Genomic DNA, 10971 nt, shown 5'->3' with positions numbered 1-10971 from the left:
ACCGGCAGCGGCCTCGGCACCCGCCCCGGCAGCGTGCACCCGCACCGGCGGCGACACCGGCAGCGGCCTCGGCACCGGCCCCGGCAGCGGCGCGTTCCAGGCGGGAGGCCTCCGCGCGCCAGCGCCCCGCGTACGGGTCGTCCCCGCGGCGCGCCCGCCGCCACGCACCGGCCAGGTCGTCCCCGTACTCCCGCGGCGGCTCCTCGCTCAGCAGCGCCACCACCTCCGCGGCCCGGCGGGCGCCGACCGCGGCCGCGCCGTCCAGCAGGGCGCGCGCCAGCCGCGGGTGCAGGCCCAGCCGGGCCATCCGCAGCCCCCGCGGGGTCGGCCGCCCCGCCGGCGTCACCGCGCCCACCGCCACCAGCACCTCCCGCGCGGCGGCCATCGCCCCGGCCGGCGGCGGGTCCAGCAGCGCCAGCCCGGCCGCGTCCGGGTCGCCCCAGCAGGCCGCCTGGAGGGCGAACGGCGCCAGGTCCGCGATCCGGATCTCCGGCGACGGGAACGCCGGCAGACGCACGTCCTCCGCCTCGGCCCAGCACCGGTACACCACGCCCGGCGCCTCCCGACCCGCCCGGCCCGCCCGCTGGCGGCCCGCCGCACGGGAAGCCCGTACCGTCGCCAGCGCGCCCAGCCCCCGGGCGTGGTCCACCCGCGGCTCGCGGGCCAGCCCGGAGTCCACGACCACCCGTACACCCGGCACGGTCAGGCTCGACTCCGCGACGGCCGTCGACAGGATCACCCGGCGGTGCTCCGACGCGGTCAGCGCCGCGTCCTGCACCGCGGCCGGCGCCCGGCCGTGCACCTGGAGCACCTCCGCGTCCACCCCGGCCAGCTGCCCGGCCACCCGGGCGATCTCCCCGACGCCGGGCAGGAAGCACAACACGTCGCCGGAACGTTCCGCCAGCGCCCGCCGCACCACCGAGGCGACATGCGCCAGCTGCGCCGGATCCACCCGCATCCCGTGCGGCGGCCGCACCGGCCGCGCCGGCGGCGCCCACACCGTCTCCACCGGGTACGCCACCCCCGCCGCCTCCACCACCGGCGCGTCCCCCAGCAGCCGGGCCCAGCCCGCCGCGTCGGTCGTCGCCGAGGCCGCCACCAGGCGCAGCTCCGGGCGCAGGGTCTCGCGTACGTCCAGCAGGAACGCGGCGACGGTGTCGGCGTCCAGGTGCCGCTCGTGGCACTCGTCCAGCACCACCATGTCCACCCCGGCCAGCTCCTGGTCGCGCTGGAGCCGCTGGAGCAGCACCCCGGTGGTCACCACCTCCACGGCCGTGTCCCGGCCCGCGAGCCGCTCACCGCGCACCGTGAAGCCCACCGAACCGCCGACGGCCTCGCCCAGCAGCCACGCCATCCGCCGCGCCGCCGCCCGGGCGGCGATCCGCCGGGGCTCCGCGACGACCACCCGCCGCCGCGGGCCCCCGCCCACCAGCCCGGCGAGCACGAGCGGCACGAGCGTGGTCTTGCCGGTGCCGGGCGGGGCGCACAGCACGGCGGTGCCGTGGCCGTCCAGCGCCGAGACGAGGGCGGGCACGGCCTCCCGGACGGGGAGGGAGTCGAGGGCGGCCCGGCGGGGCGCGGGGGTCTGCCCGGTCAACGGGATCAGTCCCTCTCGCACACGAAGACCGCGGTGCCCGGGATCAGGTTGCCGCGCAGCGGGGACCAGCCGCCCCACTCCTGGCTGTTCCACTCCGGCCACTCCGGCTCCACCAGGTCCAGCAGCCGGAAGCCGCCCGCGACCACGTCGCGGACCCGATCGCCGAGCGTGCGGTGGTGCTCGACGTAGACGGCACGGCCCTGCTCGTCCTGCTCGACGTACGGGGTCCGGTCGAAGTAGGACGCGGAGACGGAGAGCCCCTCGGGGCCCGGCTCGTCGGGGAAGGCCCAGCGGATCGGGTGGGTCACGGAGAAGACCCAGCGGCCGCCGGGGCGCAGCACGCGGCGCACCTCCCGCATGACGTTCACCGGGTCGGAGACGAAGGGGACCGCCCCGTACGCGGAGCAGGCGAGGTCGAAGGAGCCGTCGCGGAAGGGCAGCCGGCCGGCGTCGGCCTCGACGAGCGGGACGTCACCGCCGATGCGCAGGGCGTGCTGCAGCTGGCGGTGGGAGAGGTCCAGGGCGACCGGCCGGGCTCCCTGCGCGGCGAGCCAGCGCGAGCACTGGGCGGCGCCGGCGCCGATCTCCAGGACGTCCTTGCCCTTGAGGGAGGCGGCGGGGCCCAGCAGCGCGGCGTCGGCCTCGTCGAGGCCCTCGGGGCCCCAGACGAAGCGGTCGTCGCCGAGGAAGGCGCCGTGCTCGCTCTGGTACTCGTCGGCGTTGCGGTCCCACCAGCCGCGGCTGGCCCGGCTGCTCTCCGCCTCGCCGGCCTCGCGCCGGGTGGCCTCGGCGTCGTCCTCGGCGTCGGTTTCGGGGGCGTAGTCCTCTTGGTTCATGGGGCCCGTCGTCGTAGTCTGCGGATGGCTCGGTGGTCACTGGGGGGCGGCTGGGTGGTCCGGGTGGTCCGGATGGTCCGGAAAACTCGTGCGGAGCGCTCATCACCGCGTCCCCGCCCACGAATTGCGCCGGTTATGCGGTGATCTGCCCGCGGTGTGCGCCTTCGCGCATTGACCCTGTCCGGCTGCCCCCGTATGCTACAAGTTGCGCTGCGAGCCTGTGCTCCTCAGACCTAGCAGGCTGCGCTTGCATCTGTTGAATGTCCCCTCGGTTTTCGAGGCCCTTCCCCCTTTCAGGGGATCTTGGGGCTTCTTTGGCTGTCCGGCTTCTTCGGCAGGTGCCGATAAGGGCTCCCGGCGTAGCAGTACCTACGACTTTCTGTCCGTAACCGGAGCCCTTTCCCACATGACGAGCAGCACCGAGACCACCGCCACCACCCCTCCGCAGGTAGCGGTCAACGACATCGGTAACGCGGAAGCCTTCCTGGCCGCGATCGACGAGACGATCAAGTACTTCAACGACGGCGACATCGTCGACGGCGTCATCGTGAAGGTCGACCGGGACGAGGTCCTGCTCGACATCGGTTACAAGACCGAAGGCGTGATCCCGAGCCGCGAGCTCTCGATCAAGCACGACGTCGACCCGAACGAGGTCGTCAAGGTCGGCGACGAGATCGAGGCCCTGGTTCTCCAGAAGGAGGACAAGGAAGGCCGCCTGATCCTGTCCAAGAAGCGCGCTCAGTACGAGCGTGCCTGGGGCACGATCGAGAAGATCAAGGAAGAAGACGGCATCGTCACCGGTACCGTCATCGAGGTCGTCAAGGGTGGTCTCATCCTCGACATCGGCCTCCGTGGCTTCCTGCCGGCCTCCCTCGTCGAGATGCGCCGCGTCCGCGACCTCCAGCCCTACGTGGGCAAGGAGCTCGAGGCGAAGATCATCGAGCTGGACAAGAACCGCAACAACGTGGTCCTGTCCCGCCGCGCCTGGCTCGAGCAGACCCAGTCCGAGGTTCGCCAGACGTTCCTCACCACCCTGCAGAAGGGTCAGGTCCGCTCCGGCGTCGTCTCCTCGATCGTCAACTTCGGTGCCTTCGTGGACCTGGGCGGCGTCGACGGTCTCGTCCACGTCTCGGAGCTGTCCTGGAAGCACATCGACCACCCGTCCGAGGTCGTCGAGGTCGGTCAGGAAGTCACCGTCGAGGTCCTCGACGTGGACATGGACCGCGAGCGCGTCTCCCTGTCGCTGAAGGCGACGCAGGAGGACCCGTGGCAGCAGTTCGCCCGGACCCACCAGATCGGCCAGGTCGTCCCGGGTAAGGTCACCAAGCTGGTTCCGTTCGGTGCGTTCGTCCGCGTGGACGAGGGCATCGAGGGTCTGGTCCACATCTCCGAGCTGGCCGAGCGCCACGTGGAGATCCCGGAGCAGGTCGTCCAGGTCAACGACGAGATCTTCGTCAAGGTCATCGACATCGACCTGGAGCGTCGCCGGATCTCGCTGTCCCTCAAGCAGGCCAACGAGTCCTTCGGTGCCGACCCGGCGTCGGTCGAGTTCGACCCGACCCTGTACGGCATGGCCGCGTCCTACGACGACCAGGGCAACTACATCTACCCCGAGGGCTTCGACCCCGAGACCAACGACTGGCTCGAGGGCTACGAGACCCAGCGCGAGACGTGGGAGCGCCAGTACGCCGAGGCGCAGGTCCGCTTCGAGCAGCACCAGGCGCAGGTCATCAAGAGCCGCGAGGCCGACGAGGCCGCTGCCGCCGAGGGCGCTGCCGCCCCGGCCGCCGGTGGCAACGCCGGTGCGGGCGTCTCCGGTGGTTCGTACTCCTCCGAGGGTGCGGACGAGACCTCCGGCGCCCTGGCGTCGGACGAGGCCCTGGCCGCGCTCCGCGAGAAGCTGGCCGGCGGCCAGAGCTGATCGCAGCGCGATCACACTCCGGTGTGAGCCGAGCTGAGCTGAGCTGAAGGACGAGGCCCGTCCCCTTCGGGGGGCGGGCCTCGCCGCGTTCCCGGGTACCGGCCCCACCGCCACCCGGGGTCCGCCCTCCGTCGCGTTGCGTTCGTGTTAATGCCACCGGCGCGGGAATGGCCGCGCGGTCCCGGACGTTCTTCGCAGGGAACACGGCGCGAGGGAGGAGTGGTGACAGTGCTTGATCCACAGGGTCTGTACGAATGGGATGCCAAGGGTCTGGCGGTGGCGGACCTGGCGCTCACCCAGGACTCGGCCGGACTGGTCATGCTGTACCACTTCGAGGGATACATCGACGCGGGCGAGACCGGCGAACAGATCGTCGAACGCCTCCTCGACACCCTGCCCCACCAGGTGGTCGCCCGCTTCGACGCGGACCGGCTGGTGGACTACCGGGCCCGCCGCCCGCTGCTGACCTTCCAGCGCGACCACTGGACCGAGTTCGAGGAGCCCCGCCTGGAGGTGCGCCTGGTCCAGGACGCCACCGGCGCGCCCTTCCTGCTGCTCTCCGGCCCCGAGCCGGACGTCGAGTGGGAGCGCTTCGCCGTCGCCGTCCGGCAGATCGTGGAGCGCCTCGGCGTCCGCCTCTCGGTCAACTTCCACGGCATCCCCATGGGCGTCCCGCACACCCGGCCCGTCGGCATCACCCCGCACGGCAACCGGACCGACCTGATGCCCGGCCACCGCAGCCCCTTCGACGAGGCCCAGGTGCCCGGCAGCGCGGAATCGCTGGTCGAGTTCCGCCTCGCCCAGGCCGGACACGACGTGCTCGGCGTCGCCGCCCACGTCCCGCACTACGTCGCCCGCTCCCCGTACCCGGACGCGGCACTGACCGCCCTGGAGGCCATCACGGCCGCCACCGGGCTGGTCCTGCCGGCCGTCGCGCACGCCCTGCGCACCGAGGCGCACCGGACGCAGACGGAGATCGACCGGCAGATCCGCGAGGGCGACGAGGAGCTCGTCAGCCTCGTCCAGGGCCTGGAGCACCAGTACGACGCCGCCGCCGGAGCCGAGACCCGGGGCAACATGATCGCCGAGCCGGCCGAGATCCCGTCGGCGGACGAGATCGGGCGGGAGTTCGAGCGGTTCCTGGCGGAGCGCGAGGGCGAGGGCTAGGGCCCGGGCGTTCGGCGGGCGGTGTTCCCCGGGAGGGGGACACCGCCCGAAGGGTGCGGCGAGAGTGCGTTCCGGGTGCCGTGGGGGCCGTGCCGGACTTCCGCCACACCCCTTAGGGTGCTGACCATGCTGAAAGTGGGCCTGACAGGCGGAATCGGTGCCGGCAAGAGCGAGGTCTCGCGGCTGCTGGCGGGGTACGGGGCGGTCGTCGTCGACGCCGACCGGATCGCACGCGAGGTCGTGGAGCCGGGCACGCCCGGGCTCGCGGCCGTGGTGGAGGCCTTCGGGGACTCCGTGCTCACCGCCGACGGGCGGTTGGACCGGCCCCGTCTGGGGGCGGTCGTCTTCTCCGACCCGGCGAAGCTCCAGACCCTCAACGCCATCGTGCACCCGCTCGTCGGTGCCCGGTCCGCCGAGCTGGAGGAGGCCGCGGGACCCGACGCGATCGTGGTGCACGACGTACCGCTCCTCACCGAGAACGGCCTCGCCCCCCTGTACGACCTCGTCGTGGTCGTGGACGCCGCCCCGGACACGCAGCTGGCCCGGCTGACCGCCCGGCGCGGGATGACCGAGGACGAGGCCCGCGCCCGGATGGCGGCCCAGGCCACGCGGGAGCAGCGGCTGGCGGTGGCCACGCTCGTGATCGACAACGACGGGCCGCTGGAGGCGCTGGAGCCCCAGGTGCGCAAGGTCTGGGCGGAGCTCACCGCGCGCGCCGCGGCGGAATAGCCGCAGCGGCGGAGGGCGTTGAACGCGCCCGTAGAGGGAAGGGAAGACAACGTGTCCGACACCATGCCGCCGCCGCCGTCCACCGGACCCGGGTCCGGATCCGGATCGTCGGGTTCCGTGAGCCCCGAGACGCACGTCATCGACTACCGGGCCGCCGAGCAGCTCCTCGCCGCCCGGGACCCGCGCGGCGCGGTCCGGCTGCTCGACTCCGTCATAGCCGCGCACCCCGAGAACACCGCCGCCCGGCTGCTCCGCGCCCGTGCCTTCTTCGCGGCGGCGCAGCTGCGGCCCGCACAGCTGGAGTTCGAGCTGGTGCTGGAGCGGGAGCCGGACAACGCCTTCGCCCACTTCGCGCTCGCCCGCACCCACGAGCGGGCCGGGCGCCCCGAGCAGGCCCGCCGCCACTTCCGCCTCGCCGCCGCCCTCGACCCGCAACCCGAGTACCTGGAGGCGGCCCGCTTCGACCGCTAGGTGGCCCGCCTAGCGCGTGCGCGGTGGCTCGTACGGGGGGACGTCCCGGCCCGGCTGGTAGTGCGGGCCCTGGTGGAGGTGCCGGACCACGACGGCCAGGTCGACGGCGGCCACCAGCGCGAGCGCCGCGCAGGCGGCCGCCCATCCCGGACGGCCGGCCAGCGCGAAAGCGGCCGCCCCGGCGGCGGCCCAGACCAGCCCCCACAGGCTCAGCCAGAACCGCAGCCGCAGCGGACTGCGGGCGGTCACCGGCTCGTTTCCGGTACGCATGACCATCGCCTCGGCTCCGGAGCTCGGGTGGAGGCCTCGGTTCCATGGTCCCACCACGGGGGCGGCCCCGGGGGCGTCAGGGGTTGAGCTTGTTCACGGCCGTGGTGGTCGTCCTCTTGAAGGCCGGCACGGGGGCGTCGGGCAGGTTGCCCATCTGGCCCCACTTCACGACGGTCACGGTGGAGCCGTCGCGTCCGATCCCGTACAGGTGCACGCCCGGCTCCGAGTCGGGGACGGAGGCGCCGACGCCGTAGACGTGCGCGCCCTCCTCGACGGCCAGCTTCCCGTAGTCCTGCCAGGAGGCCGTGCCGCCCGGGTTCGCGCGCAGCCAGTCCGCCGCGCAGGCGGCGACCTTGCGTTCCAGGGCGGTGGCGAGCTTCGCTGCGGCGGCGTCGGAGGCGGCGCGCACGGAGATCTGGACGGCACCGGTGTCGAACTCGGTGCCGAAGGCGCGGTGCCGGCTGCCGGCCGCCGGAAGCACCCCGTCCAGGCAGAAGGGGGCGTCCTCGGGCAGTCCCTTGGCGATCTTTCCGGCGTACCAGGGGGAGGAGGGGTGCGGGGGCAGGTCGGTGCCGTTCAGGAAGCCGGGCGTGGTGGCGGCGGTGGCCGTGCCGGTGACGGTGAGGGCGAGGGCGGCCGCAGCCGCGAGGGCGGTGGCCACGAGGGCCGGGGGGCGGGTGCTGCGTCGGAACACGGTGTCTCCCCGTGGAGCGGTACGTGCGGTCGTTGTCCGAACAGCCTTCCCCGGCCGGGGGCGTTGGCCCACTGTTTGTGGCGGAACCGGGACACGGAACGGCGGTACGTGCCTCACCTGCGGAACACCCCTGGGGGTGGAACGGGGTCATGGGACGGGGGAGCGGCGTGGCGCCCTCCGCCTGACCGTCCCCGCCGGTGGGCCGGGCGTATCCGCAGGTCAGCGCCGGTTGTCAGTGGGCCCGCCTAGACTCGGCGGCAGTGGAACCGCCATGACCGGGCGGAGCCGAGCGCCAGGGAGGGGGACCCCGTGACCGCGCAGCCGCCGCCGCAGCAGTCGCTGCTGCGCCGCGCCGCCGTGTTCCTCCCCGCCGCCGTGCCCCGGGAGGGGCGGGTGGCGTTCTGGTGCCCGGAGGGGGACCCGCTGCCCGAGCTGGGGACCCCGCACCCGCTGAAGGTGGTCCGGCCGCACGGAAGCGGCGTCCGCGCGCGCACGGTGCCCGCGGTGACGCTGTCGGTGGCCGCCGCCCTGCCCGTACTGGTGCGGGCCGCCCGCAGCCCCGCCGCGCATCCCGCCACCCGTGCCTGGGGCACCGCCGCCACGCAGGCGCTGTCCCTCGCCGCGCGGGGCCGCCTGCTGCCCGGGCTCACCGCCGACGGGGTCGACGCCTGGCGTGCCGGGCCGCTGGACGCCGAGGACGTCGGGTACCTGCGCGCCGTCGCGGCCGCCCTGCCGTACGAGGCGTACGCCACCCCGCTGGCCGGACGCCGCCCGACGGCCCTGCCCGAGCCCGAGGCCCTGGTCCGGGCGTTCCTCGACGCCGTCGCCGACGTGCTGCCGCGCACGCCGGCCGCGCCGTTCGCCTCCGGGCGGCCGTTCGCCGCCCGGGAGCCGCAGCGGGTGCCGGGGATACAGGAGTGGGCGGCGCAGGTCGCGGCCGGCGCCGACGCCGGGGTGGGGGTCTCGCTCCGGCTCGACCTGTCCTCCTTCCGCCTGTTCGACGAGGCCGAGCCGGAGGACGTCCGCCGCGCCGGAGCGGCCGTGGTCCAGGTGCACAGCCTGGCCGATCCGACCCTGGTCACCGACGCGGGGCTGCTGTGGGCCGGTGCGGCGGCCGCCGGCTTCGGCCCCCCCGCCCGGATCGACGCCGTGCTCGCGCTGCGCCGGGCGGCGAGGGTCTGGCCGCCGCTGCTGCGCCTGCTCGACCAGCCGTAGCCGGACGCCCCCCCGCTGTCGGACCCCGAGCTGGAGGACCTGCTGGGCACCGCCGCGACCCGGCTGGCGGCGGCAGGAGTGCTTGAGCTCTGGCCGCGCGAGCTGGCCCGTACGCTCTCGGCGACCGCCGTCGTCCGGCCGGCCGCGCCCGGTTCCGCGACCGACGGCATCGCCTTCTTCGACGCGGCGGCCCTGTTCGCCTTCTCCTGGGAGCTGGCCCTCGGCGGGGACCGGCTCACCCCGGGCGAGATGGACGCGCTCGCACAGGCCCACCGACCCGTGGTGCGGCTGCGCGACCAGTGGGTGCGGGTCGATCCCGAGCTCGTGCGCAAGGCGCGCAAGCGGGAGCTGGGTCTGCTGGACCCGGTCGACGCGCTGGCCACCGTGCTGAGCGGGGAAGCCGAGGTCGGTGGTGAGGCGGTGCCGGTGGTGCCCGTCGGCGCGCTCGCCGCCCTGCGGGACCGGCTCACCGGGGAGCTTCCCCCGGTCGCGCCGCCCGCGGCCCTGAAGGCGACCCTGCGGGACTACCAGCTGCGCGGCCTGGCCTGGCTGGACCTGATGACCTCGCTCGGGCTGGGCGGCTGCCTCGCCGACGACATGGGCCTGGGCAAGACGGTCACCCTGATCGCCCTGCACCTGCACCGGGCCCGCCCCGAGCCCACCCTCGTGGTCTGCCCGGCGTCGCTGCTGGGCAACTGGCAGCGGGAGATCGAGAGGTTCGCCCCCGGCACCCCGGTGCGCCGCTTCCACGGCGCCGGCCGCAGCCTCGACGGGCTGGAGGACGGGGGCTTCGTCCTCACCACGTACGGGACCATGCGCGCGGCGGCGGCCCGGCTGGCCGGGCAGAGCTGGGGCCTGGTCGTCGCGGACGAGGCCCAGCACGTCAAGAACCCGCACTCGGCGACCGCGAAGGCGCTGCGCACCATCCCGTCGCCGGCCCGGGTGGCCCTCACGGGGACCCCCGTCGAGAACAACCTCTCCGAGCTGTGGGCGCTGCTCGACTGGACGACGCCGGGACTGCTGGGCCCGCTCACCACCTTCCGCGCCCGGCACGCCCGCCCGGTCGAGCACCAGCAGGAGGAGGACGGGGGCAACGAGGCCGCGGTGGCCCGGCTGGCCGCGCTCGTCCGGCCGTTCCTGCTGCGCCGCAAGAAGTCCGACCCCGGCATCGCCCCCGAGCTGCCCCCGAAGACGGAGACGGACCACCCGGTGTCCCTGACCCGCGAGCAGGTCTCCCTCTACCAGGCCGCGGTGGACGAGGCGATGGCCGTGATCGAGGGCAGCGAGGGCATGGAGCGGCGCGGCATGATCATGAAGCTGCTGGCCTCGCTCAAGCAGATCTGCAACCACCCGGCGCAGTTCCTGAAGGAGTACGGCCTGAGGGAGGGCGTCCCGGCGGGTGCCGCGGCGCCCCGCCTCGCGCACCGCTCGGGCAAGCTCGCCCTGCTGGACGAGCTGCTGGACACGATCCTGGCCGAGGACGGCTCGGTCCTGGTCTTCACCCAGTACGTGACCATGGCCCGGATCCTGGAGCGGCACCTCGCCTCCCGGGGCATCCCCTCGCAGCTCCTGCACGGCGGCACCCCCGTGCCCCGCCGCGAGGAGCTCGTCGACCGCTTCCAGTCCGGTGAGGTCCCCGTCTTCCTGCTGTCGCTCAAGGCGGCGGGGACGGGCCTCAACCTCACCCGCGCCGGTCACGTGATCCATTACGACCGCTGGTGGAACCCGGCCGTCGAGGAGCAGGCCACCGACCGCGCGTACCGCATCGGTCAGACCCAGCCCGTCCAGGTGCACCGCATCATCGCCGAGGGCACCGTCGAGGACCGCATCGCCGAACTGCTGGAGGCCAAGCGGGCGCTGGCCGATGCCGTGCTCGGCTCCGGCGAGGCCGCGCTGACCGAGCTGACGGACCGGGAGCTGGCCGATCTCGTCTCCCTGCGGAGGCCGGCGTGATCACCGCGCGGGACGACCGCCGCCGCACCTTCGAGACCCTGCCCGCCGGGGTGGAGGCCGCGACCTGGTGGGGCCGGGCCTGGGTGGCCGCGCTGGGAGGAGCGCGCGCAGGACGCGG

General features: G+C 74.5%; 8 protein-coding genes and 1 pseudogene. 5 read left to right on the top strand and 4 right to left on the bottom strand.

The features are described 5' to 3' along the window. Both SSNG_RS08970 and SSNG_RS08965 read right to left on the bottom strand, forming a co-directional pair. On the bottom strand, positions 1 to 1597 hold a 1597-nt coding region (locus SSNG_RS08970; protein WP_007263499.1), incomplete at its 3' end, for a DEAD/DEAH box helicase. Between the two features lie 5 nt (positions 1598 to 1602). After that, positions 1603 to 2433, bottom strand: a complete 831-nt coding sequence (locus tag SSNG_RS08965; RefSeq protein ID WP_007263498.1) for a class I SAM-dependent methyltransferase — start codon at positions 2431 to 2433, stop codon at positions 1603 to 1605. A gap of 406 nt (positions 2434 to 2839) precedes the next feature. Between SSNG_RS08965 and rpsA the strand changes: the two genes are divergently transcribed. The 4 genes from rpsA to SSNG_RS08945 all read left to right on the top strand — a co-directional run bounded on the left by rpsA (position 2840) and on the right by SSNG_RS08945 (position 6721). Beyond that, positions 2840 to 4354 carry a 30S ribosomal protein S1 gene (rpsA, locus tag SSNG_RS08960; RefSeq protein ID WP_007263497.1) on the top strand — a complete coding sequence of 505 codons (1515 nt, stop codon included), beginning with the start codon at positions 2840 to 2842 and terminating at the stop codon, positions 4352 to 4354. A gap of 228 nt (positions 4355 to 4582) precedes the next feature. Further along, positions 4583 to 5521 carry a PAC2 family protein gene (locus SSNG_RS08955; RefSeq protein ID WP_007263496.1) on the top strand — a complete coding sequence of 313 codons (939 nt, stop codon included), beginning with the start codon at positions 4583 to 4585 and terminating at the stop codon, positions 5519 to 5521. A gap of 126 nt (positions 5522 to 5647) precedes the next feature. Then, entirely contained in the window at positions 5648 to 6250 is a 603-nt protein-coding gene (gene coaE / locus SSNG_RS08950) for a dephospho-CoA kinase (RefSeq protein WP_007263495.1), read from the top strand. Between the two features lie 63 nt (positions 6251 to 6313). Further along, positions 6314 to 6721 carry a tetratricopeptide repeat protein gene (locus SSNG_RS08945; RefSeq protein ID WP_007263494.1) on the top strand — a complete coding sequence of 136 codons (408 nt, stop codon included), beginning with the start codon at positions 6314 to 6316 and terminating at the stop codon, positions 6719 to 6721. A 9-nt stretch (positions 6722 to 6730) separates the two neighbouring features. On the opposite strand, the gene SSNG_RS08940 is transcribed toward SSNG_RS08945, so the two are convergent. Both SSNG_RS08940 and SSNG_RS08935 read right to left on the bottom strand, forming a co-directional pair. Next, complete coding sequence (locus SSNG_RS08940) at positions 6731 to 6991, bottom strand: DUF6343 family protein (RefSeq protein ID WP_042803157.1); 261 nt, start codon at positions 6989 to 6991, stop codon at positions 6731 to 6733. A gap of 76 nt (positions 6992 to 7067) precedes the next feature. Further along, positions 7068 to 7685: a hypothetical protein gene (locus SSNG_RS08935; RefSeq protein WP_042800773.1), complete on the bottom strand. Its 618-nt coding sequence runs from the start codon at positions 7683 to 7685 to the stop codon at positions 7068 to 7070. A gap of 309 nt (positions 7686 to 7994) precedes the next feature. Here SSNG_RS08935 and SSNG_RS08930 point away from each other — a divergent pair. Then, positions 7995 to 10853, top strand: a pseudogene (locus tag SSNG_RS08930) (SNF2-related protein). The last annotated feature ends 118 nt before the right edge of the window (positions 10854 to 10971 follow it).

It is taken from the genome of Streptomyces sp. C (genome assembly GCF_000158895.1).
Taxonomy (GTDB): Bacteria; Actinomycetota; Actinomycetes; order Streptomycetales; family Streptomycetaceae; genus Streptomyces; species Streptomyces racemochromogenes.
Note: the sequence above shows the minus strand (reverse complement) of the source record. Positions and strands in the feature narration are given on the sequence as shown.

Bases quoted from the DNA above. Each gene is read 5' to 3' on its own strand.
- SSNG_RS08965 (WP_007263498.1), bottom strand. From the start codon at position 2,433: ATGAACCAAGAGGACTACGCCCCCGAAACCGACGCCGAGGACGACGCC.
- rpsA (WP_007263497.1), top strand. From the start codon at position 2,840: ATGACGAGCAGCACCGAGACCACCGCCACCACCCCTCCGCAGGTAGCG.
- coaE (WP_007263495.1), top strand. From the start codon at position 5,648: ATGCTGAAAGTGGGCCTGACAGGCGGAATCGGTGCCGGCAAGAGCGAG.
- SSNG_RS08945 (WP_007263494.1), top strand. From the start codon at position 6,314: ATGCCGCCGCCGCCGTCCACCGGACCCGGGTCCGGATCCGGATCGTCG.
- SSNG_RS08940 (WP_042803157.1), bottom strand. From the start codon at position 6,991: ATGCGTACCGGAAACGAGCCGGTGACCGCCCGCAGTCCGCTGCGGCTG.